At 41.6% G+C, this 23,639-nt stretch carries 17 protein-coding genes; 5 read left to right on the plus strand and 12 right to left on the minus strand.

All coding sequences use genetic code 11. The annotated features are described in order from the left end of the window. Positions 1–47: 47 nt before the first annotated feature. On the minus strand, positions 48–812 hold the full coding sequence (locus I595_RS00190) for a CDP-alcohol phosphatidyltransferase family protein (protein WP_054557987.1): 765 nt from the start codon (positions 810–812) through the stop codon (positions 48–50). Positions 813–1,316: 504 nt separating this feature from the next. Between I595_RS00190 and I595_RS00195 the strand changes: the two genes are divergently transcribed. The 3 genes from I595_RS00195 (at position 1,317) to I595_RS00205 (ending at position 6,323) form a co-directional block, all read left to right on the plus strand. Beyond that, positions 1,317–1,682: a hypothetical protein gene (locus I595_RS00195; protein ID WP_157449600.1), complete on the plus strand. Its 366-nt coding sequence runs from the start codon at positions 1,317–1,319 to the stop codon at positions 1,680–1,682. A gap of 81 nt (positions 1,683–1,763) precedes the next feature. Next, entirely contained in the window at positions 1,764–3,011 is a 1,248-nt protein-coding gene (locus I595_RS00200; RefSeq protein ID WP_054557378.1) for an MFS transporter, read from the plus strand. Between the two features lie 72 nt (positions 3,012–3,083). After that, positions 3,084–6,323 carry a S41 family peptidase gene (locus I595_RS00205; protein ID WP_054557379.1) on the plus strand — a complete coding sequence of 1,080 codons (3,240 nt, stop codon included), beginning with the start codon at positions 3,084–3,086 and terminating at the stop codon, positions 6,321–6,323. 251 nt (positions 6,324–6,574) lie between these two features. Here the strand turns inward: I595_RS00205 and I595_RS00210 are convergent, their stop codons facing one another. The 9 genes from I595_RS00210 to I595_RS00250 all read right to left on the minus strand — a co-directional run bounded on the left by I595_RS00210 (position 6,575) and on the right by I595_RS00250 (position 16,977). Continuing rightward, positions 6,575–7,807: a tetratricopeptide repeat protein gene (locus I595_RS00210; RefSeq protein WP_172675890.1), complete on the minus strand. Its 1,233-nt coding sequence runs from the start codon at positions 7,805–7,807 to the stop codon at positions 6,575–6,577. 289 nt (positions 7,808–8,096) lie between these two features. Beyond that, positions 8,097–8,429 carry a YdeI/OmpD-associated family protein gene (locus I595_RS00215; RefSeq protein ID WP_245628195.1) on the minus strand — a complete coding sequence of 111 codons (333 nt, stop codon included), beginning with the start codon at positions 8,427–8,429 and terminating at the stop codon, positions 8,097–8,099. A 245-nt stretch (positions 8,430–8,674) separates the two neighbouring features. Then, entirely contained in the window at positions 8,675–9,199 is a 525-nt protein-coding gene (locus I595_RS00220; RefSeq protein ID WP_054557381.1) for a GNAT family N-acetyltransferase, read from the minus strand. Position 9,200: 1 nt separating this feature from the next. Next, a complete protein-coding gene (locus I595_RS00225; RefSeq protein WP_054557382.1) occupies positions 9,201–10,820 on the minus strand; it encodes a M1 family metallopeptidase in 1,620 nt (539 codons plus the stop codon). A gap of 22 nt (positions 10,821–10,842) precedes the next feature. Continuing rightward, positions 10,843–12,174 carry a M28 family peptidase gene (locus tag I595_RS00230; RefSeq protein WP_054557383.1) on the minus strand — a complete coding sequence of 444 codons (1,332 nt, stop codon included), beginning with the start codon at positions 12,172–12,174 and terminating at the stop codon, positions 10,843–10,845. Continuing rightward, the gene (locus tag I595_RS00235; protein ID WP_054557384.1) at positions 12,171–12,797 is read right to left on the minus strand and encodes a TMEM175 family protein; all 627 of its coding nucleotides are present in this window, start codon (positions 12,795–12,797) and stop codon (positions 12,171–12,173) included. Before I595_RS00235 ends, I595_RS00230 begins: the two co-directional genes overlap by 4 nt. A gap of 9 nt (positions 12,798–12,806) precedes the next feature. Continuing rightward, on the minus strand, positions 12,807–13,991 hold the full coding sequence (locus I595_RS17260; protein WP_157449601.1) for a nuclear transport factor 2 family protein: 1,185 nt from the start codon (positions 13,989–13,991) through the stop codon (positions 12,807–12,809). Between the two features lie 6 nt (positions 13,992–13,997). Further along, positions 13,998–14,765 (minus strand): hypothetical protein, encoded by a 768-nt coding sequence (locus I595_RS00245; protein ID WP_157449602.1) that lies wholly within the window; start codon positions 14,763–14,765, stop codon positions 13,998–14,000. A gap of 1 nt (position 14,766) precedes the next feature. Beyond that, positions 14,767–16,977: a bifunctional alpha,alpha-trehalose-phosphate synthase (UDP-forming)/trehalose-phosphatase gene (locus I595_RS00250; protein ID WP_054557386.1), complete on the minus strand. Its 2,211-nt coding sequence runs from the start codon at positions 16,975–16,977 to the stop codon at positions 14,767–14,769. Positions 16,978–17,074: 97 nt separating this feature from the next. On the opposite strand from I595_RS00250, the gene I595_RS00255 reads away from it, so the two are divergent. Further along, positions 17,075–18,874, plus strand: a complete 1,800-nt coding sequence (locus tag I595_RS00255; protein WP_054557387.1) for a glycoside hydrolase family 15 protein — start codon at positions 17,075–17,077, stop codon at positions 18,872–18,874. Here I595_RS00255 and I595_RS00260 read toward each other — a convergent pair. Continuing rightward, a complete protein-coding gene (locus I595_RS00260; protein ID WP_054557388.1) occupies positions 18,867–20,297 on the minus strand; it encodes a pyridoxal phosphate-dependent decarboxylase family protein in 1,431 nt (476 codons plus the stop codon). The genes I595_RS00255 and I595_RS00260 overlap by 8 nt on opposite strands. A gap of 176 nt (positions 20,298–20,473) precedes the next feature. On the opposite strand from I595_RS00260, the gene I595_RS00265 reads away from it, so the two are divergent. Next, a complete protein-coding gene (locus I595_RS00265; protein ID WP_157449603.1) occupies positions 20,474–21,727 on the plus strand; it encodes a hypothetical protein in 1,254 nt (417 codons plus the stop codon). Between the two features lie 59 nt (positions 21,728–21,786). On the opposite strand, the gene I595_RS00270 is transcribed toward I595_RS00265, so the two are convergent. Further along, the gene (locus I595_RS00270; protein ID WP_054557390.1) at positions 21,787–23,601 is read right to left on the minus strand and encodes an acyl-CoA dehydrogenase family protein; all 1,815 of its coding nucleotides are present in this window, start codon (positions 23,599–23,601) and stop codon (positions 21,787–21,789) included. Positions 23,602–23,639: the final 38 nt, after the last annotated feature.

Consider the following 23,639-nt stretch of genomic DNA (forward strand, 5'->3'; position numbering starts at 1 on the left):
ACGCATACTCTCAAACTTTACATAAGGAAGCTAAGCTAGGAAATTGACTAATTAATATATCTGCGGATAGCAATAAAAACAAAGATTAGGGCGGAATAGCCTATAAAAAACGGAATGACAAACTCTTTAAAACCAAGCGCTAGCATTAACCCTATCAATAATAATTGAAAACCCAGACCAAACGTGGATACTGCTGTCATTAACCATTTGGGCAATTTAGTGCTCTTTACCGCTGAGCGGTCCAAGCGATAAATAATCTTATCAAAAACGCCGTACAGCAATTGGTAAATACCGAATAAAATATTGACATGACGCTGTTTTTCCCCCTTAAGCGCAATAGGGGTATCGTTTTCAAAAATCCTACTGGTAGTATCGCCATTGTGCCTGTTCCTTAAAATCACGTAGTAGTAATTGTACAGCGTGCCTTGGAGTTGTAGCCCTAAAAATGCAAGCACCGTAAACACAAACGAACCCTTGGTGCAGTACCAAATGGTCACTAAAATCAACAAATTCAGTAAAATATCTGAAATACTATCCAAATACCTTCCGGTATAGGACGGGGTTTTTTTGAGTCTTGCCAACTCACCGTCCGCCGCGTCTAAAATAGATTTTAGGACCAAGAAAAATGCAGTGGCCCAATATTGTTCCATAAGGATGCAATACACGGCAATAAGCCCGCTGACCACAAAAAGTAGGGTAAGGTGTATGGGAGTAAAAACGGTGTTTTTTAGGGCATTTGCAATAACACTGGCAACGGGTCTGCCGTAATCCGATAAATCGATAAACCGATTTTCCTTGGGTAATTTTGACATGATTTTGGCGAAAACCAACAGGCAACGGGAACACGCTAGACCAAAATTGATTTTTATTAAGAATGTAAAGATAATGTTAAATCCTCTATTGGTCCTAAATTAAACGATATGAAATCTTTTTTTAATGAGCCTATCCCAATATTATTTTTTCTGGAGTTCACCCTATTTCTTATTAAAATCACCTAAGTTCAAAAGGGTGGTATTTAGCATTGGCAGCATTTTTAAATACCCTAATTGACAAGTCACAGTTCCAACAGCTAAGTATGAAGTTTATCACCGTTATACCCCTTTTTTTCCTGGCATTCCATACCTTGTCAGTACAGGAGAAAATGCGTCTTAATATTAAAAAATGGTGAACAGAAAGAAGGACGTTATAAACTTAGGCTGCCTAAATATGGGGTAACACCTTTTAGAGTCGTAGGCTATAAGAACAAGGAAAAGTATGGGTTAAGGGACTTTACCCATTTGGTAATTTTTAAAGGTTCCAAAACACATTATTTTGTAGTGATTTCAACTAAAAAAGAAAGCAAGTCCAACAAAATCAAATTAAAATTCGGTCAAGTCGTCTATAGCGGACAATGTATTGCCCTGTACGAAACTTTTGAAACCAGATATTCCGGCAATGCAGGTGGAGAGTTTATAGTACAATCAACCAGTAATTACCAAAAAAGCTATGCTAAAAAGTCTGGCGATGATTATGCCTATAACATTGGGTATATTTACGGGCTAGGCAACAAAGGGATAAAAAAAAGGGTGTCTGCCTACTTTGCCGATTGTCAAAAATGGGTAACAGCAATTGAGGAGGACCGTATTGGGAAAAGGGATGTGAAAGCCATGATAGCGTTTTATGGGCATGATTGCCTGCCATAACCAGAATTTATTTTCAAGGTGTCCCGTATATTTTCAATAGTGCGATATGGCCATTTAATTAGTTGTATTTAAAGGGTTTTAATGAAACAACCAAGCTGGTATTATTTATTACTTTTAATATTGTCTGGCGAAGCGGTATTTATTTTACCGTTTGTACTGCCAAGAATATTTAGACCAACGGTTCTAGAGGTGTTTGGCTTGGATAATGTGGACTTAGGACTCTGTTTTACCGTTTACGGTATTGTGGCCGTGCCTTCCTATCTTCTGGGAGGGCCTTTGGCAGATAAATTTCCTCCTAGAAAATTGATAGCGGTGGCGCTTTGGATGACGGCTGCAGGGGGATTAGTATTCGCATCTTTACCCTCTGTTGGTACCTTACAGTTTCTTTATGGCTATTGGGGATTTACCACTATATTTTTGTTTTGGGCACCCATGATAAAGGCCACAAGGGTTTGGGGCGGAGACAAAGCGCAAGGCAAAGCATTTGGTTTATTGGATGGGGGACGTGGGCTAACCGGGTTTTTATTTGGACTTTTGGGAATATTTGTCTTTTCACTTTTTTTAGGGGACGCCGTAGCAGAAACGTCTTTGGTTAAGCGTCAATTTGCATTCACTTATGTGCTCTATGCCAGTGCTGTTATTATCGTGCTGATCGGCGCGTTAGTTTGGTTATTTATGAAAGCCGGAACTGATGAAAAAGAAATCCTACTTGAGAAAATATCAATCTCTGACATTAAGGCGGTGCTCAGATTGCCTTCCGTTTGGTTATTGATGGTGATTATTCTTTGTGCCTATGTAGGATATAAAATCACGGATATCGTCTCCCAGTACGCTAATGAGGTCATGTTGTACGATCAAGTGGCGGCGGCCCGTGTTGGGACCTTTCTACAATTCTTAAGACCCGCAACGGGCATCCTCGTAGGATTGTTGGTAGACCGTTTTAAAATTACGTTTTGGTTGTTGCTAAGTCTAATTTTATGTGTTTTTGGCGGCATCTTTTTTGCCTCAGGGGTGATAGGACCCAACACTACCATCCTCTTTTTTATCTCCGTTATACTTGTGGCATTGGGGGTGTATGCCTCCAGAGCACTTTATTTTGGGGTAATGCGGGAGGGAAAAATACCATTGGTATGGACCGGAACCGCTGTTGGACTTATTTCATTGGTGGGGTATACCCCAGATATTTTTGCCGGTACCGCTTATGGATACTTGTTGGATACCTATCCGGGGGAACAGGGACATCAATATGTGTTTTGGATGTTAACTGCCTTTTCTGCCGTAGGCGCTTTGGCTTCTTTGGTGTATTATAAGATGTATGCAAAAGATTAGGCCAGTGGTGAAAATGCCGTAAAACCGTTGTGCTTTTATTATCTTCCGTCCATAAAACCAAATTCCAATCCAATGAGAGGTGTTTTCTTAGTCCTTACCCTTGTTTTAACTTCTGTTTCCTTAGCCCAAACAAAGCCCCAATGGGTGCGTTACCCGTCAATTTCCCCTGATGGAGCAGCCATAGTCTTTACGTACAAAGGCAATCTTTTCCGGGTAGCTGCCACCGGTGGTACAGCAACCCAACTTACCTTTCATAATGCCCACGATTATAAGGCAGTATGGAGCCGTGATGGTCAACGTATTGCCTTTGCATCCGATCGCTATGGCAACTTTGATATCTTTTCCATGGATGCCCTTGGTGGGGCGGCCACTAGGCTCACTTTTCATAGTACGGATGAGATTCCTTATGCTTATTCACATGACAACAGAACGGTTCTTTTTGGTGCCACCCGTCAAGATGCGGTAAAGCATCGGCAATATCCAACGGGGAGCCAACCGGAACTTTACGCTGTTGCCCCTATGGCTGGTAGTGTCAATCAAGTACTGACCGTTCCTGCGCAGGATGTGCAGACTTCAAAGGATGGTGGTTTTCTATTGTATCATGATAAAAAGGGCTATGAAGACGAGTTTAGAAAGCATCATGTATCTGCAATTACCCGGGATGTCTGGAAATACGATACCGCATCCGGTAAACATACCATGTTGACGTCATTCAAGGGGGAAGATAGAAATCCGGTTTTATCAACTGATGAAAAAACAGTGTACTATTTGAGTGAGGAAAGTGGTAATTTTAATGTACACAAGTTTGCGTTGGACACCCCATCCCAAAACCAACAACTAACCAATTTAAAAACCCATCCAGTTCGGTTTTTATCCTATGGTAATGGTGTTATGGCGTTTAGTTATGATGGGGAACTGTACACCTTAAAAGATGGTGGCCAGCCAGAGAAGGTTCCGGTTTTAATTCGCACCCAAGACGGTGCCAACACAGATAAATTTGTCTCCATAAACGCAGGAGTTCGGGAAATGGCCATTTCACCAAACGGGAAAGAGATTGCCTTTATCGCTAGGGGAGAAGTATTCGTTACTGCTATAGAGGGCGGACTCACCAAACGTCTTACCAATACCCCAGAACAAGAACGTTTTGTTCGTTTTACCCACGATGGTAAGGGTGTAGCCTATGCTAGTGAGCGTGAAGGAAGATGGCAAATCTATAAGACCACGATTGTTAGAAAGGAAGAGCCGTACTTCTTTGCAGCCACGCTGCTGAAGGAAGAAACCGTATTAAGTAAGGATGTGGATACGTACCTACCTGAGTTTTCCCCTGATGGAAAACAATTGGCCTACATAGAAGATAGGAGAACGTTAAAGGTTTTAAACCTTGATACCAAAACGGAGAAAACCTTGCTGACCCCGGACGAGTTGTACCACATGCGGGATGGGGATAAATATTTTAAATGGAGTCCGGACAGTAAGTGGTTGGTGGTTTCATGGGGCAAAACCCTTAGCAATGGTGAGATTTTATTAGTTGATGCAGAAGGAAATAAAAAAATGAACCTCACCCAGAGTGGGTATTATGATTATTATCCTAAATGGGTCAACGAAGGCAAGCAATTGCTATGGTTTAGCAACAGGGATGGCCTAAAGAGTTACGCGACCAGTGGCAGCACCCAAAACGATGTGTACACGATGTTCTTGAATCAGGAAAGCTGGGATAAATTTAATTTGAGTAAGGAAGATTTTGACTTGATGAAGCTGATGGATGAAAAGAAGGATGCTAAAAAAGAGGATGAGGCTTCCAAGGATAAAAAGAAGAAGGACAAGAAAAAGAAAGATGAAGACAAAGAGACGGTAAAGCCCCTAATATTTGACGTGGAGGCTGTGGATGAGCGCAAGGCAAGGTTGACCATACATTCTTCAAATTTAGGAGATGCCGTGCTTTCCAAGGATGGGGAAAAATTGTATTATTTGGCACGTTTTGAGAAAAACATGAACCTATGGGAAACAGAACTACGCACTAAAAAGACCAAGATGCTGATTTCATTGGGAGCGCGAAGTGGTAGCTTGCAATGGGATAAAGATCAAGAAGATCTCTTTTTACTCAGTGATGGTTCCATCTCAAAGGTAGATTTGGCCAAAGCCGCAAAAGAACCGGTAAAAATGAAGTCCGAAATGCAGTTGGACACCGATGCAGAACGCCAGCATATGTTTGAGCATATTTGGTTACGGACCAACGCTATTTTCTATCACTCCAATTTCCATGGTCAAGATTGGGAGATGCTCAAAAAAGAGTATGAAAAATACATCCCACATTTGGGCAACTCTTACGAATTTGCTGAAATGGTATCGGAATTATTGGGTGAACTCAACGTAAGCCATGCGGGTGGCCGTTTTGGCACCACTATTCCCAATGCCGATGCCACGGCAAGCCTTGGGATTTTTATAGATTATAGCCATAAGGATGATGGCTTAAAAATTGCCGAAATTATTAAAGGTGGCCCTTTGGATAAGGCGGCTTTAAATATCAAGGCAGGAAGTATTATAGAGAAAATTAATGGCGAACCAATTCTAGCCAATACGGACCCTGCTAAATATTTAAACAGATTGGCTGGTACGTTTACCTTGCTGGAAGTACGGGACCCCAAAACCCAAAAAAGACAACAACTTAGGGTAAAGCCCATTAGTCTATCAGATGAAAATAGGTTGCTTTATAAACGATGGGTAAAACAAAATGAAAAGGAGGTAGCGGAAAAAAGTAAGGGAAAACTGGGGTATGTGCATATTCCTGGCATGAGCGACGGTCCTTACCGAACTATTTATGAGCAGATGCTGGGTAAATTTGCAGATAAGGAGGCCGTAATCGTGGACACACGCTTTAATGGTGGAGGGGATTTGGTCGCAGATTTGGCCATGTTCTTTACAGGAGAGCCTTTTATCACTTACGAAACCGAAGACCGGCAGGTAGGAGGGGAGCCAACCTCTAGATGGACCAAACCCACATTGGCCATATTCAATGAATCCATGTATAGTGATGGGCATTGTTTTGCCAGTGGTTATACGGATTTAAAAATAGGCAAGACCGTGGGGATGCCAGTGCCCGGGACTTGTAGTTTTGCGGGTTGGGAGCGTTTGCCCAATGGTGGTGTTTGGGGCGTGGTGCCGGTAAGTGCTAAGAACAAAGCAGGAGAGTGGATGGAAAATAACCAAACGGAACCTATGATACAGGTTAAAAATGAGCCAGACGTTATCAATACCGGTATTGACCAACAATTGGAGCGGTCTATCATGGAGTTGATGAAAGAGGTTAATTAACCGTAGTTTCGGTTCTTTATTCCTTCTTCATAAAGTGAGCTGATTTCAGAAATACGCTTTTTGGGGTGTTGCTTTACAATTTACTTGGTTTAGCCAATAGAAATAGGGTTTCCGTTATCCTTTTGTAAGACTTAGATAGCTCTTAAGCGCCAGTAAAAACAAGGTAGTGTAAAGATATTGCTGTGGGGTACAACGCATGTTCAACACTTTTAAGGGAAAAAGGAACCCATAAATAGACTTTACCCAGTTGCCTATTGCTTTTCCGCTTTTAGTCTTTTTAATTCTGAAGGTGCCTTGGGGTGACCATTTTCTGCTGCTTTCTCAAACCATGAGATGGCTTTTTCAATATCTACCCCCACAACTTCTCCAGTTTCATAGAAATAACCCATATTGTACTGTGCCACCCTGTCATTGCCGAGTGCTGCCTTTTCCATCCAGGTAAACGCCTTATTTAAGTCCTTTTTTACGCCTTTACCTTGGTAATACAAGGAGGCCACCTCAAACTGGGCATCGGTAAAGCCCTGATTTGCGGCCTTATGGTACCAATAGAAGGCTTTTTCAAAATCCTGCTCCACACCATCCCCATTGTCGTAGGTAACACCCAAAGAATATTGAGAGAGTGAGGACCCAGCATTGGCTGCTTTTTCATACCAAGAAAGTGCTTTTTTGATATCACGGTCCACCACATTGCCTAAATGATAAAATTGGGCTACCTGCAGCTGGGCTTCCGGATTTCCTTGTTCGGCTGCCTTTTCAAACCAATAAAACGCTTTATCCATATTTGGTTCAACCAGTTGCCCATTATTGTAGACAACTGCCAGGTTAAATTGGGCGTCCAGATTCCCTTTGGTTGCAGATAGCTCTAAAAGGGACATCACTTTGTCCGTATTCTTTTCCCGCTCTTTGGCATTGAGCAGATACATGGCCTGTTCAAATGCATAATCGGCACCGCCAGAAGCTACGCTTTTATCTAACCAGTACATGGCTTTCTCCCAATCTTTTTCGACCACAATACCCTCATAAAAGCACCTAAATGCATTGTGTTGCGAATCATGTATGCCTCCTTCTGCACTTTTTAGGTTCCATTCAAAGAACTTTTCTGGATTTTTTTCTAGACCACCTTCACCTGTATAATAAAAAACGGACAGATTGTGCTGTGCTTGTGCATCTCCCTGCTGGGCCGCTTTCTCAAACCATTTTACCGCTCTGTTCAAATCCCTTGGGGTTCCGCTCTCGTAATAGATTTGAGCCAAGTACATCTGGGCCTTCACATGTCCCTGTAGTGCACTTTTTTCTATCCATAAAAACCCCTTTTCGTAAGAATAGATGTCATCATCTTTCTCAATATATTTTACGCCTAACTCATATTGCGCCTGCGCATTCCCTTTTTCTGCTTTGGATATAAGATTTTCCAAATTCTGTGCGGATAAGGTTAGGGTTATCAATAGGGCGAATAGTATTGGGTATGCGGTTATTTTATTCATTGGTATATTTTTTTTGTTGCAATATACTGGTTGATAACCCAATCCACTACCCTGAATTCCGTGTTTTTGTAAAGATGAACGGCTTATTTTAACAAAAAGTCTTAAAACTTCAACCTTACGGCCTTTTATTAAATTGTAGTCCATCCAAAACTTTTGGATGTTAGTCCGTGGGCAATCAAATACATGCACTATACCATGACTTTCTTGCACGGCTGCTGTTGATGTTTCCTATTCTAGGCATTGACCAACAACCGGAACATTCTATCATGCCGTTGGTGAAAGCGTTGAATTAGCCGTTGTTATGGTACTTTGTTCCTTGTTCACCAAGTGAGATGATTTCAGCAATACGCTTTTGCCGCGCTGCTTCACGTTTGGCTTGGTTGAGGCAATAGAGGTAGCTTTTCTGTTGTTCTTTTGTAAAACCTAGATAATTCTTGAAGGTAGTGGAATTAGCTTTAAACGCCAGTTTTAGGTAATTTGGTATGATGCCTTTCTCCACGTCATCAAGTGCCGTCCATGAACCGTTCTCTTTGGCTATATGGATAGCTTTCTGCCCGCTATCATACATAAGACCGGCCGCTTCTAGCTTTAGAAGGTAGTCTTTGTTTACTTTACTCCACATACTTTTTGGTTTTCTAGGGCAGAAGTATTGTAGCCGCATTCCAACTCCCAAACTTTTACGGTACAATCAATCCATCCGTAGCAAAGTGCTTTACGTACAGATTCTTCCCAGTGCATACTAAGCAATTCACGGTCTATTTTATAAAAGATAAGATAAGTGCCTTTTGAGGATTTACGATGTTTTTGAAGCCAATTTCACCAATGGCCATCATTTTTAGAGTAACCGGTATCCATTTCTTTTTCCATTTAGCAAAGTGCCGTTTTACGTAAGATAAAGGTAAGTCCGGTAGGTTTCTTGGTGTGCAAATGCCCCAAACTACCCTTCTTCTTTATTAGTTCACCGCCTATTTTTTGTACTGCTTTTTGCGACCTGTAACTGTGTTTATCCACATTAAAGACCACATAGTTAAAATGCCTGAATGCATAGGAAATCATAAGGTTTTTGAATGAAGCATTGTAAATGCCGCCCCAGTAAGCACGACTTAAAAATGTCCAACCTATTTCAACCGCTGTACTGTCTTCAGGATGAACCTTAAACCTAGAACTACCTATGATGTTGCGGGTAGTGCGATCTATAATGGCAAGGGCACCGTTGGAAGTAATGGCATCTTTAAAAAAGGAAGAAAAGTTGTTTAGTTCTCCCCTGTCCTTATTTTGGTGCAGTGCCCAAATTTGAGGGTCCTGAGCTACTTTATACAACGCTTCAAAATCCGATACCCGCAAGGGGCGCAGTAGGACCAGTTCATTTTCTAGAGTGGGCTGTAAACACATGTTAGAGTTGCTTTGTCTCTATATAAAAATCCCTAACGATTTTTAAATCCCCACCTTTTAATTTTAGGGTCTGCCAGGAAGCCTTTGGGCTAACCCAATGTGGTTTTCCGTCCAAAGCCACCTTAACGGGTATCTCAAAACCCTCTACTGTATTGGTGTACCTATACCTTAATTTTCTACCATCATAAGAAAACTCTAAAACAGGGATCTTGGTGGTTCTTAGGTATTGCTCAAAGAATGCGGTAAGGTTGATACCGGTTTCCTTGGATAGAAAATCCTCTATTTGTTTTGTTGTAACGGTTTGGTGGTAAAACGTGGTATTCATGTTCCTTAAAATCATTCGCCACTTTTCATCATCGTCAACTAATTGTCTAAGGGTATGCAAAATGTTAGCGCCTTTATAGTACATATCACTGCTACCTCTTTTGTTTAGATTGTAGCGGCCAATAATAGGTTTGTCATTCTGGATTCTTTTTCTGGTACCAATGACGTAATCTGCCGAGGCTTCTTTGCCAAAGTGGTAGTCTAGGTACAAATTTTCAGAATAAGCGGTAAAGCCCTCATGTACCCACATATCTGCAATATCTTTATAGGTAATGCTGTTGGCAAACCACTCATGGCCGGCTTCGTGGATAATGATAAAATCGAATTTAAGACCCCACCCAGATTCAGACAAATCCGTTCCTCGATAACCGTTTTCATAGCCATTGCCATAAGTGACAGAACTTTGGTGCTCCATTCCTAAGTAAGGCACTTCCACCAGTTTAAATCCATCCTCATAAAAAGGGTAGGGGCCAAACCAATGTTCAAAGGCCTCCATCATTTTGGCGGTTTGTTTAAACTGCTGTTTGGCCTTGTCCAAATTTTCCGGCAGCACATAATAGTCCAAGTCCAACTCACCTTTCTCCCCTTGGTATTTTTCCCCAAAATGGACATAATTCCCAATATTTACGTTAACCCCATAATTGTTGATGGGATTTTGAACAAACCAATGGTAGGTTTTGGTAGTACTGTCCTCTTCAACCGAACGAAGTCGCCCGTTGGAAACATTCATTAAATCCTTTGGTACTTTTACGCTTATGGCCATGCTATCCACCTCATCGTACATATGGTCTTTGTTGGGCCACCATACACTGGCTCCCAACCCTTGACAGGAAGTGGCCACAAAATGGTTGCCCAAACTATCTTTTTTCCAAGAAAACCCGCCATCCCATGGGGCTCTTATGGCTTCTTTTGGGTTGCCGGAATAATAAACCGTTAATTCATTAAAGTCCCCAGGGATTTGTTCATCCTCAAGTAATACCAAATGAACGTTATTGCTACTTTTAAATGAAAGTTCTTTACCTGAGCTAATGATACTGTCTATCATCATGGGCGGTTGCAGATCAATCTGCATTACGGTATTGGGCTGCAGCACTTTGTAGCGTATGGTGTTACTGCCCGAAATGTACTTTTTATCTGGTTGCACCTCAATATCAAGATGGTAGAAGTTTACATCCCACCATTGGCGCTCAGGGGTTATGCTGCCCCGTAAAAAGTCGTCTTTGGTATAACTTAAGTCTTCTTGCGCAAAGGCAAATAGCCCTACAAGGCTTACAAGTACTAGGCAACAGTTTCTCATAAAATGGTTTTACATCAGTTAATTATCTGAATATGGCATTTGGAAAAGTGACCGGACTTTCATGGCCATTGGCACCTACTGCCGCAATGCCAAAAAAATAATTATCAATCACTATACCCTCTAACGTATAATAGTCGACTTTTCTTACAAATTTAAAATTATCCCATGTAGGTGACGTGGTATCACGCCAATAAATTTTATAACCTACAGCGCCATCTACCATACTCCATTTAAATTTGGCCGCAGGTTCCACGATACCTCCAATTTCCACTTTTTTTGGAGCTGGAGGTGCCCAGGCAATGGAAGCAAGCGTAATTGCATTGACAGCAGTGAGCTTTTTGGCATATTCAAAATTTACATGTTCTAAGACGTCACCGTAAGCGATACCGTTCTCTACCCTAATATCTTGATGCTGTTGGGTATAGTTTTCGTGGGATTCCATTATCCTTACCCCTGCATAGCCCGCATCATTAAAAGGCCGGTGGTGGCCACCCCTCCCAAAACGGTCCAGACGGTAAATAAGGGTGGGGTTCATTTCTGGCATGTATGTTTTGGTGGTTTTGTGCACATAGCGCGCCAATTGCCTGGAAATGCCATCAACCTCACCGCCATAAAAACGTCTTGCATTACGTTCTTTTTCCGTTTCGGTAGGAGGAACAGGTTCGGAAAAAATCCTAAAATCCCTGTTGCTCACTACCCCATCAACCCCGCTAATGTTTCCAATCATATCATTGTTTAAAATCCCAACAATATCCCAATCATTTTTCTTGGCATAGGCCGCTAAACCCTTTCCGCCAAATAAACCCTGCTCCTCACCAGAAAGCCCAACAAAAACAATACTGCTATCAAAGTCATAATTAGAAAGCACCCTTGCAGCTTCAATGGTGCCCGCCATACCACTGGCGTTGTCATTGGCACCAGGCGAGTCCGAGGTGTAGTTATTGGGGTCGCTAACCCGGGAGTCTATATCACCACTCATTATGATGTACCTATTGGGGTATTTGGAACCGCGTTTAATAGCCACTACATTAACCACGTAAACATCTTTTACGATACGGTTGTTGGTCCCCTTTTTAACGAGGTCTTTTTGGTAAAAGACCTCAAGACAACCATTACAGTTCGCCGAAATTTCATCGAACTCCTCTTTTATCCATCTCCGGGCAGCACCTATGCCCCTAGTCTGGGAAATGGTATCGCTTAGGGTATGCCTAGTGCCAAAATTGGCCAGGGTGGTAATGTCCTTTTCTATCCGTTCAGCGGAAACTGCCTCAATAATGTCATAAATACGTTGATCGGTTTGTGATTGTAAGGAAAACCCCAAACATAGGAATAGGGCAACAAATAGATTTTTCATAATTGGTGTTCTTGATTTTTATAGTAAAAATAGCTGTGAAGTGCACAAAAAGGGCCTAGGAGTGCATAAACAAAACCCGGCATGCCAAAGCGTATGCCAATTTCCGCAGAAGCCAATACGATGGACAACAAACCTACGACGACGAAAATTAAAAAGTGCCTAAAATAAAAGTGAAGGATGTACTTTTCCTTTGGTTTTTTGGACTTTGTTGTTGCACGATAGTACATTAGGGCAAAACACAGAAAAATTAGCATAAAGCCAATCCCGTACATTACAAAGAGCGAGGCAAGGTCCCCTGGCGTTTTCACACCTTCCCCCATCCAGGATTGCACCAAGGATTTTAAGGGAAAAACGTAATAGAGGGTAACAAATAGCAAAATGGAATTAAGGGTAATGATCTTATTATCCATATAGTCCGTTCTTCGGAAAAAGTTGTAATGCACCCACCATAAGGCCACCAAGACAAAGAAACTGACAAAAAAGGCCAAAAATCCGGTGAGGTTGGCTTTGGAGAAACTCATCTCGCCACCCATGTCAAAATTAACCACCATCAAGGTTGCCGCAAAAGCAAACACACCGTCACTAAAAGCTTCAATCCTACTAATGTTATGAAGAAATTTCACTTTGGGAAATTATCTAATAAAAGTGACTTTGGCAATTTTACCGTTCTCAACTTCATAAATGGCCACTGCGGTGAAAGATTTTCCGTTGGCGGTTACCAGCTCATGGTCTATAACGGTGTTGCCCTCTACGATACGGTTTTTTAGTTCACAGTGCAAATCGGGAGTTGTTTCAAAAAACGATTCATACTGTTTTCTCAAATACCCCTTTCCCGTCCCTCTAAGGTGCTCTGGATAGGTATACAGTTCCACGTTTTCGCTAAAGGCATCCAAAAAACCGTCAATATTTCTAGCATTATACGCATCTAATTGCTGTTGTACTATGGTCCTGGGCGACACCTCAGAAACAAAGGCCAGCCGTGTACCGGATTTGTTGATGGCAATTCTACTAATGTGATGGATTTCTTCCTGTTCAAAAAAGATGACTTGTTCCCATCCGTTATTTTCTTTTACGTTTTGGATGGCCAGACCCTTTCCGGTCCCCGTAATCAGTATTTCAGGTCCTAACCAGCAAATATCCTCATTATTATTGTAGGTATTTGCCACTTTAAAGGTGTTTAGGGAGGTCATGTTTAAGGAATCAATACTCCATTGGTCTTTAGTTTTGTTGATGTAGCTTATCGCATCCGAACCTGGTATGTGATGCAAGGATCTCCCTACATCGGTGGCCACTGTCTTAAAGGAAGCATCCTTTAGGTCTACCAGCAATAAATCCATCCTATTTTCCTTTAGCACAGTGCAGACCAGCTCTTGGTCATTTACCCAAACGTGGTACCCTATTTTAAGGTCAGTGATCATTTCTTTTGCAAGCCCCGTAGATATATCATAGCGATAAAGGCGTTGCAGCCCATCCAAGTCTAGGCGAATGGCAGCTATTTCATTTTTGTCAGGGATTTTTAAAGGTGAATATTCGCTTCCAGTGGGAGTATCGGTAATCCAGGTTTTGGCACCGCCCTGGGTTATATGGAATTTTAGGATATCGGTCTGGTTGTCCCTTGTGGAAGAAAAAATGATGGTATCATCATCTATAAAAGAGGGTTGATTGTCATACCCTTCATTGTTGGAGATATTTTTTGGGTTGGTGAGCGTGATACTGGATGTTGTGTTGGTTAGATCAAATAGGTAAATTTCTGTATCTGCTTGCGCATATACTAGGGCCGTTGTGGTCAACCAAAAAAAAGCTACGTATTTTTTCATCCTAAATCATAATGGGGGAGGGGTTGTTGTAAATTGTTCAAAGGTTAAGGTGTGTGCATGGTAGGATTGCCAGTCATTGGTTAGAAACCTAAATCTGCCTATCATCACATCACCATTTGTTTCAAAATTGCTCCACGGCGCAATGGTATCTTTCCAATAGTCCGCACCAACGCCCATCATTACTTTAGGGGGTGCCGTGGTATTTTGCTCTCCACTGGAATCTAAAACCATTCTAGCTTCTAGGGAAACCCAAATTGCGTTAATGTCAGAGGGGTCAATGGTTGTTCTCCCGTTGTTGTCCCAGAAATGAAAATTATATCCTTCTTTTAAGGTTGCTGTAATACCATTATTTAAAGTTGTGAAAATTTGGGCGGGTACATTAACATCATCCTTAAAATCTTCTGAATAGTTGGCACCGCTTATGTTTGAAGTTTTTACCCACTTTATCCATTTACCGGTTCTTTTGCTTAAGTACCAAGCTTGTAAATTCTTAACCTGAAACCAGGCCTCATCTTCAAGAATGGTGTTTTTTTCTAGGTATACCTGTCCCCATGGGAGGAAAGCAGTCCATCCATCCGGAGGAAAATTTCCGTAGCCTATTCTAGGTCCTTGGTACCAGTCGTAGGAATCAGGCACACCTTTTGGGATTCCTTGGTGGTCTAGTTGCATATCGTTCATGAGCAACTGAAGGGCATCGGGAACTTCCTCGGTAGGACTATCGTGAGCGCAGCTTGCGAGCAAGAAAAACAGTAGTATGGTCCCTGTTTTCGCCACCCTAGCTTTGTATAAATTGTTTCAACAATTCACGAACCTTTTTTGGCCCTTCCACATGGTATTTGGCCTGTGTTTTCTGAAGACCTACTTTTACCGTAATGGTTGAGTCTGGGAGTTCTTCAAACATAAATTCGTCCGTCCAGTCATCGCCAATGGCAAAAACAAAATCATAGTCCGCTTGGCTCAACATTCTAACGGAGGCACGCCCCTTATTTACGTTACTACTTTTAACTTCCATGACCTTATTACCGTTTAAAACGCTAATATCATCATTGCCAATGAGGCTTCTCAGTACTGTATTTAGTTCCGTTGCACGCTTTTGGCCAAAATCCGGGTCGGTGTTCCTGTAATGCCATGCCAGTGAATAATTTTTTTCCTCAATAAAAGAACCCGGAGTCCTGTCCACAAAGGATTCCAGTACTGGCCTAATTTTCTCCATCCAATCCCCCTTTACCTTTTCCAGCATTTTAAAATCTTCGCCTTTAGTGGAAATCCATACGCCATGTTCCACGATCATGTTGTATTTCCTGTCCAAAAACCATTTGCTAAAGGTTGTTTTGTCCCTTCCACTGATTAAGAAAACCGTAGTGTTTTCTTGGTGGTGCAATGCATCTAAAATCTCATAGAGTTCTTTATCCGGTGAGGCTTTTTGTGGGTCTTTGTGAAAACCTGTCAAGGTTCCGTCATAATCCAAAAATAAAAGTCGGTTTTTAGAAGAGTTGTATTTCGTGGTAATCCAATCTAAAATGGTACCGGTCATTTTTTCGGACACAAAGGTGCCCACTGCTTTTCGCTGGCTTTTGAGCGAATTCATAAATTCATTGGCCCACACTTCTACGTTATAGCGTTGCAAGCGTTTTTGCAAGAACATATTACGGGCCATCTGCTCTTCTTTGGGCATGGTGATGGCCTGTTTTAAGGTATCGGCTTGCTCTTCAAAATTGTTTGGGTTGATTAAAAGTGCTTCGTTCATTTCATTGGCGGATCCTGCCATTTCACTTAAGATAAGCACCCCGGTTTTGTCCGTTCTGGTGGCTATGTATTCCTTGGCAACAAGGTTCATCCCATCCCGTAGGGGGGTGAGCCATGCAATATCGCTGGAAGTGTAAAGATCAATGAGGTTTTCAAAAGGCAAGGACCGATAAAAGTACCATATTGGGGTCCAATTAACGGTGGAAAGCTCACCATTGATACGGCCAACCAATTCGTCTATTTCCCTTTTTAGTAGTTGGTATTGGGGTACATTGGACCGTGAAGGTACGGCCAAAATGATAAGGCGTACCTTTTCCTTATATTCCGGATATTTATTTAAAAAGTATTCAAAGGCATTAATACGCTTTGCGATGCCCTTGCTGTAGTCCAAACGGTCTATGGAAACAATCAACTTTGTTCCCGGTGCGGACCGCTTATGTTCATCCAATTTTTTTTGCAGATCGCTTCTATGCTTTCCTTGGAGCGCAATACTTTTTTTAGCCGCCTCACTAAATTTATGGTAATCAATTCCCATGGGGAAGGAGTCTACCTTAATCACCCGGTCTTCTAGATAGATATCATTAAAGCTCACGTCCAAACCTAAAAGCCTACGGACAGAACTCAGGAAATGACGTTCGTAATCATAGGTATGAAAACCAATCAGATCGGCCCCCAAAAGGCCTCTAAGAATATGTTCCCGCCAAGGCAACGTTCTAAATATTTCATAAGAAGGAAACGGAATATGTAGAAAAAAGCCAATGGTGGCATTTGGTCTCTTTGCTTTGACCATTTCTGGAACCAGTAACAATTGGTAATCGTGGACCCAAATAATATCATCTTCATCCGCTGCCTCAATAATGGCATCGGCAAATTTCTGGTTCACGGCCTTATAGCTTTCCCAAAAATCAAGTTCAAATTCTGAATACTCCAAAAAATAATGGAATAAGGGCCAAATGGTGCGGTTGCTAAAACCAAAGTAGTATCCCTCAATATCGCTCTTGTTCAATCTTACCTTGGAACAATTGAGTTCCCTGAGGGCATGGTCTATTTGTGGTTCCAATATATTTGGAATATCCTCATCCGTAAGCCCAGACCAACCAATCCACAGACTATCATCCCCGCTGTGAACGGATTTCATTCCCGTTGCCAAACCGCCCACACTTGGTATGGCGGAAAGTCCACCATCACTTATTTGCAATTGTACTGGTAATCTATTGGAAATAATGATAGTTTTACTCATAAGTTGATTTTAAAGGCAAAATGAAATAAATAAACGTTTTTTTCGATTTATAATTAAGAAAAATCTTACAAATAGATAAATAATCGATTCTTAGCATATGGATAACCTAAATTACGGATTAATTGGAAACTGTAGAAGCGCGGCCTTAATATCCAGAGACGGTTCCTTGGATTGGTGCTGTTTGCCCCAATTTGACTCCGCATCCGTTTTTGCCAAAATATTGGACCAAAAACAAGGCGGCAGTTTTGAAATCATCACCAAATACAACTATGAAATTACCCAAAGCTACCGTGCCAATACGGCTATTTTGGTAACCCGATTTTCCGATGGCGAGAATATCTTTGAACTGCATGACTTTATGCCCCGTTACCATAAGCTGAGCGGCAAATACAACGCCCCTCCTGAAATTGTAAGATACATAAAATATATTTCAGGGGCCCCAAAGTTCAGCGTACAGTATAATCCTAGGCTGGAGTATGCCAAGGGCCAGACCAAACATCATGTAAAAAACAATTTTATTGTAAGTTTAACCAGTAACGTACAGTACGATACCTTGTTTTTGTACACCTCTTTCAACAAAAACCATGTCATCCAAGGTGAGGAAATTACCCTAAGGGAAGATGGTTACTTTTTGGTCTGTTACCACGAAAAAATATTTAGGCCCAGCACGGAAAAAATAGCGCTGGAATTGGAGCGAACCAAAATTTACTGGTTGGATTGGGTAGATCGAACCCCAACGTATAAAAAATTCAACGCAGAAATCATAAGGAGCGCCATTACCTTAAAAATGCTGACGTATGATAAGACGGGTGCCGTTTTGGCCGCACCTACCACCTCCTTGCCAGAAACCATTGGTGAGGTTCGCAATTGGGATTATCGGTTCTGTTGGATTCGTGATGCCTCCATGGTCATCAAAGTTGTTTCTGAGCTGGGACACAAAAATTCTGCACGGCGATTTTTGCAGTTTATTATTGATTTGATGCCCGATAAGGATGAGAAGCTGCAAATCATGTACGGTATTAACAAAGAAAAGAAGCTTACGGAGAAAAGCCTGGACCATCTAGACGGATATAAGGGATCTAAACCTGTGCGTGTTGGAAATGCTGCCTATAAACAAAAGCAAAATGATATCTACGGCATTTTGATGGATGTGATCTACGAGCAATTGAACAAGTTTAGCAACGATATTGAGAATGGGGAGGAACTTTGGAGCATTACAAAGGGAATTGTCTGGATCGTAAGCAAACACTGGCAAGAACCTGATAAGGGTATTTGGGAATTTAGGGGGGAGGACCGTCATTTCACCTTCTCAAAAGTGCTCTGTTGGGTGGCGATAGACAGGGCGATAAAAGTAGCCAAAATTTTTGGTAAACATAGGAAAATTGAACAATGGACGGCTATTGAACAAGCCATAAAGGATGATATCTACGCACACGCTTGGAACCCAAGCGTAGACGCTTTTGTACAGTCTTATGGAAGCAAGGATTTGGATGCCTCGGTACTGCTGATGGAATCCTATGGGTTTATAGAAGCTCGCGATCCAAAGTTTGTAAGTACCGTAAAGGCCATAGAGAAAGACTTGAGCAATGATGGACTACTGTACCGTTACAAGAACGAAGACGATTTTGGCTTACCGTCATCATCCTTTACCATTTGCACCTTCTGGTTCATCAACGCCCTATTTAAAATTGGGGAAGAAGATAAGGCCCTTGCGCAATTTGAAAAACTCTTGGGCTATAGTAATCATTTAGGCCTATTTAGTGAAGATATTGATTTTAAGACTAAACGATTGTTGGGTAATTTCCCCCAAGCTTATTCCCATTTGGCCCTGATTGAGTGTGCCATTAATTTTTCAAAAAAACATACCGAGGAGAAAATTTTGGAAACTATCAGTTAGTGAGCTTAACTGCCATAGCGTCAATCTTGCCCAAGAGATGCTCTAGATGGGAGAGCTCCGTGAATGGATTCATGAGACTGGTCCTTAGGTAGTTGGTATCTCCCAACTTGGTCTGTACCAAATAATATTCCCCGTCTTCCAAAAGATGTTGTCTTATGGTTTGGTTGAGGCGGTTTAATTCTTCTTGATCAAAGTTGCCATTGACCCAACGGAAGCACACAATATTGGCCATGAGCGGTGTGGCCAATTCAAACTGTGGGTGGTTCTCCAATAGTTTTTGGAATGCCCTGGCCAAATCGTACTGTCTGGTGACGAAGTCATCAAAGAGCTTTTCCCCATAAAACTTTAATAAAATGAACCAATGCATCCCCATCATGGTTTTAGTGCACTCAAATGTACGCTTGCCACTGTTTATCCAGTCGTCCTCCATATCATCCAAGAGATAATCCGCTTTTTGGCTAAAGGTCTGCTGGGCGCGCTTTTTGTCTTTAAATAGCAGTGCAGTGGTAATGGTGGGCATCAGCATCATTTTGTGCCCATCTATCACAACGGAGTCAGCCTTAGCTATACCATTGAGCAGAAAGCGATACTTATCCGAAAAAATGGCGGCACCACCATGGGCCCCATCCACATGAAACCATATGTTTTTATTGCGGGCAAAATTGGCGATGGCTTCTAGGTCATCATAAGCGCCGGTAGCGGTAGATGGCGCACTTCCCACAATGGCAAAAATATGAATTCCCTTTTGAACAGCCTCTTGATAGCCATATTCCAATTGGGCAATATCCATGGCAAAAGTATTTCGTGCTGGTATTTTAATGATTCCCTTTTGACCTAACCCCATGATTTTAGCGGCCCTATCTATGCAATAGTGAGCCTGTTCGCATACCATGACCCCCAAACTGTCTTGATGTCCATGGTTCCAAACATCATGTTTCACCATTGCTTTTCTAGCAGACAGTAGCGCCGTGAGGTTGGCAAGGGTGCCCCCGGACGTTAGGAATCCCCCAAAATTATCGGAGTAGCCTATTTTTTTGCAGAGTATATCCACCACCACCTTCTCTATGGCCGTTGGGGCCATGCCCATTTCATAGACCGCCATGCCATTGTTGAGCAAGGAACTTACCATGGCCGTTAAAATGGTAATAGGTGCGGGCGCAGAAACTTGATGCCCTACATATTTGGGATGGTGGGTATGGGTTGTTCTCTTGAAAACTTCATCTAACATTTCTTCTGGAACACCATGTTCCAAGTAATCCTCCCAAAAATTTAGCTGATCTAATGGCTGGGTGTAATTTAAAGTGAAATCGTTTTTTCCTTTAGTAGTGTTGAATAAGTGCTTTTTAAGTATTGGAATTATTTGAAGTAAATGCTTTTCAAATAGTCTAACATCAAACGCTTTTTCAAGAAGTTGGTTTTTCATGGAACTAAATTAAAAGGTTCAAGAAGAGAAACAAAACAATATGATTTTACCTTAAAATATTTAAAGCGGTTTGAAATACGTAATTGGTACCCTATTATTACATAGGTACACATTTCAATAAAATTTAGATCTATTGGTTATATTTTTGTGGCGAAAATTATATCTATTTAAATAAAATGATGACAAAAAAAAAGATTCGAATAGTATTATGGTTCTTTTTGCTGACTACTGCTGTCATATCACAGACTAAATTTGAAAAAGGATATTTTGTAAAACTAAATGGGGAAAAGATAGATTGTCTCATAAAAAATTCAAGATGGTTATTTTCCCCAGCAAAAGTATCTTATAAATTCTCTGAAGATGGCGAAACTATGGTCTTTTATCCCAATGAGGTCTTGAGCTTTGGTATTGAAAATGGCTCCTTTTATCTGAGTTTAGATGGGGATTTTCCTGTAACGGAGCAATTTACAAGTAATAAAACGAGTTCTGCTATCCCGAAAAAGGTAAAATACCACGTTTTTGTAAGGCAAATTTTAGACGGTTATGCTAAACTATATTTTTACAAAGGCAACAACGATGAGGTTTACATAGTACAAAAAAAGGATGATGCTCCGGTGATTTTGGACTACAAACAGTACGTTCCCAACCAGGGTGTAAAAAGCATAAAGGAAAATAATCTATTTAGAAGGCAGCTATTGCAGTCATTCAATTGCGGTGATGGTAGGCTAATTCAAACTACCCAGTACAAGGTAAACTCCTTGGCCCACTATTTAAACGGTTTTAATGAGTGTATGACGGGAAAAAAAACGGCTGTGCAGCCCAAGGAAATGAGGAAAAAAGGTTCATTAAGGTTTTTTGCCATTGGGGGTGCTTTGTTGTACAACTATGAAACCGTCTTTAGTCGCCAAGAGCGGGATGCCAATGGTTTTTTATTGCCCGCAACCAACGTACCCGTGATGTTTAAAGAAAAACTAAGTCCAACCTTAGGTTTGGAAGCGGAATCTATATTACCTTTTAACAACAAGAAATGGTCAATTTATTTTTCTGGGTTGTTTTCTTCTTACAATGCCAAAGGATCCTTAAAGGACGACTCAAGTCAAGAAATTGTTGAAATTAATTTACAACAATTGGTTTTTAGCCTTGGAACCAGACATTACATGTTTTTAGACCAAAAGAATGCGATAACCTTAACAACCGGGTTAGATTTTAATTACAACTTAAAGCGGGATTTTAACGTTGCCCAGGACAACTTTGAAGAATTTGAAGATTTATTGCCTTTTAATATGGGTGGTTTTGCAGGTGTTGGTTATAGCAGAAACCAAAATCTGAACATTACCTTTAAATACTTTTTTGATACCAGTATAGATGAAGACGCTACTCAAGAAAACAACCTTCAAAGATTAGCTTTGTCCGTTGCATTTAAACTGTAAAAAAAGCCGCTCTTATCGTAGAGCGGCCAAGATGGAAATACAAGGTTTTAGATTGCGATTTAGGCATCAAACGTATACCCGCCATCTGCGGCAACCCTCTCTGCGATTTGGGTGCGTAATGCAACCACATTAGGTTGGTTGGCATATTTGGTAAAACGCTTAAGTCCCATCAACATCATTTTCTGTTCATCACCTTCAGAAAAGGAAACAATGGCTTCTTTTCCTCGCTGTGCAATGATATCCACTGCCCTGTACAAATAAAGTTTAGACATGGCAATCTGTGTGGCCTGTGCCTCCTCGCCGAATCTTTTGGCGTTCTTTTCGGTTCTTAAAATAGCGGACTCCGCCAGATATACTTGTATCAAGATATCGGAGGCTGCCATTAAAAGTTGTTGGTGTTCTTCCAATTGTGGGCCAAATTTTTGAACCGCACTTCCGGCTACCATCAAAAACACTTTTTTAAGTCTTTTGACCAGGTCTTTCTCTTCTGCGAACAATGCTGAATAATCTGGCGTATCAAATGAAGGTATCCCCATTAACTCTTCGCCTACAGCAGTGGCGGGACCCAATAGGTCTACATGCCCTTTCATGGCTTTTTTAACTAACATGCCCACGGCAAGCATACGGTTTATTTCATTGGTCCCCTCGTATATACGCGCAATACGGGCGTCTCGCCATGCAGATTCCATAGGGGTATCCGCGCTAAATCCCATTCCTCCAAATATTTGGATTCCCTCATCCGTGGTCTGTTGTACGTGTTCGGAAACCGCTACTTTGAGGATGGAACATTCAATGGCATATTCCTCAACACCTTTTAGTTCGGCTTCTTGGTGGGTGTTTCCTTCCGCTACGCGGATGGCAATCCTATCCTCAATGTCTTTCGCTGCCCGGTAAGAGGCAGCCTCATCTACATAGGCATTGGTGGCCATATCGGCAATTTTTGCCTTTATCGCCCCAAAATTGATAATAGGTGTTTTAAATTGGACGCGCTCGTTGGCATATTTTGTGGCTTCGTTGATTACACGTCGCTGTGCCTCCAAACAAGCAGCGGCCAATTTAATCCGACCTACATTTAAGGCGTTCATTGCAATTTTAAATCCATTGCCGCGTTCGGATAGCATATTTTCAACCGGTACTTTGGTTTCGTTAAAAAATACCTGACGGGTAGAGGAGGAGTGAATGCCCAGCTTTTTTTCTTCATCGCCAAGGGAAATGCCGTTAGATGGGTCGTTTTCCACAATAAAGCCGGTGATGTTCTTGTCGTCCCCAATTCTGGCAAAAACGATAAACAGATTACAGAAGCCGGCATTGGAAATCCACATTTTTTGACCGGAAATTAGATAATGCTTGCCGTCCTCTGAAAGTACTGCTTTGGTCTTGCCGGAATTGGCATCGGATCCAGCACCCGGTTCTGTTAAACAATACGCTCCAAACCACTCACCAGAGGCTAGTTTTGGAACATATTTTTGTTTTTGTTCCTCGCTGCCGTAGAGGGTAATGGGCATAGTACCAATGCCCGTATGCGCTCCAAAGGCCGTGCTAAAGGAACCTGTTGCCCCAGAGATGTAATCACATACCAACATGGTTGACACAAAGCCCATTCCCATACCCCCGTAGGCTTCCGGTATCGCAACGCTCAACAACCCAAGTTCACCAGCTTTGCGCATGGTTTCCTCGGTGTAGGCGTAATCTTTGTTCTCAAAACGTTCCCAATGTGCCCAAAGCTCCCTGTCAACGAACTCTTTGGTGCTTTCACGCATCATTTGCTGTTCTTCGTTTAAATCTTCTAGGGTGAAGATTTCTTCGCAATCCACCTGTTTGACCAAGAACTGGCCACCTCTCAATAGTTGTTTTTCTTTTGTTTCTGTGCTCATTTTAATAAGATTTAATAATCAAGAGACAAGAAATAAGA

The organism is Croceitalea dokdonensis DOKDO 023, from assembly GCF_001306415.1.
GTDB classification, from domain to species: Bacteria; Bacteroidota; Bacteroidia; order Flavobacteriales; family Flavobacteriaceae; genus Croceitalea; species Croceitalea dokdonensis.

Excerpts from the sequence above, each read along its gene's own strand:
- I595_RS00190 (WP_054557987.1), bottom strand. The coding sequence starts at position 812 with ATGTCAAAATTACCCAAGGAAAATCGGTTTATCGATTTATCGGATTAC.
- I595_RS00200 (WP_054557378.1), top strand. The coding sequence starts at position 1,764 with ATGAAACAACCAAGCTGGTATTATTTATTACTTTTAATATTGTCTGGC.
- I595_RS00205 (WP_054557379.1), top strand. The coding sequence starts at position 3,084 with ATGAGAGGTGTTTTCTTAGTCCTTACCCTTGTTTTAACTTCTGTTTCC.
- I595_RS00210 (WP_172675890.1), bottom strand. The coding sequence starts at position 7,807 with ATGAATAAAATAACCGCATACCCAATACTATTCGCCCTATTGATAACC.
- I595_RS00215 (WP_245628195.1), bottom strand. The coding sequence starts at position 8,429 with ATGTGGAGTAAAGTAAACAAAGACTACCTTCTAAAGCTAGAAGCGGCC.
- I595_RS00220 (WP_054557381.1), bottom strand. The coding sequence starts at position 9,199 with ATGTGTTTACAGCCCACTCTAGAAAATGAACTGGTCCTACTGCGCCCC.
- I595_RS00225 (WP_054557382.1), bottom strand. The coding sequence starts at position 10,820 with ATGAGAAACTGTTGCCTAGTACTTGTAAGCCTTGTAGGGCTATTTGCC.
- I595_RS00230 (WP_054557383.1), bottom strand. The coding sequence starts at position 12,174 with ATGAAAAATCTATTTGTTGCCCTATTCCTATGTTTGGGGTTTTCCTTA.
- I595_RS17260 (WP_157449601.1), bottom strand. The coding sequence starts at position 13,991 with ATGAAAAAATACGTAGCTTTTTTTTGGTTGACCACAACGGCCCTAGTA.
- I595_RS00250 (WP_054557386.1), bottom strand. The coding sequence starts at position 16,977 with ATGAGTAAAACTATCATTATTTCCAATAGATTACCAGTACAATTGCAA.
- I595_RS00255 (WP_054557387.1), top strand. The coding sequence starts at position 17,075 with ATGGATAACCTAAATTACGGATTAATTGGAAACTGTAGAAGCGCGGCC.
- I595_RS00260 (WP_054557388.1), bottom strand. The coding sequence starts at position 20,297 with ATGAAAAACCAACTTCTTGAAAAAGCGTTTGATGTTAGACTATTTGAA.
- I595_RS00265 (WP_157449603.1), top strand. The coding sequence starts at position 20,474 with ATGATGACAAAAAAAAAGATTCGAATAGTATTATGGTTCTTTTTGCTG.
- I595_RS00270 (WP_054557390.1), bottom strand. The coding sequence starts at position 23,601 with ATGAGCACAGAAACAAAAGAAAAACAACTATTGAGAGGTGGCCAGTTC.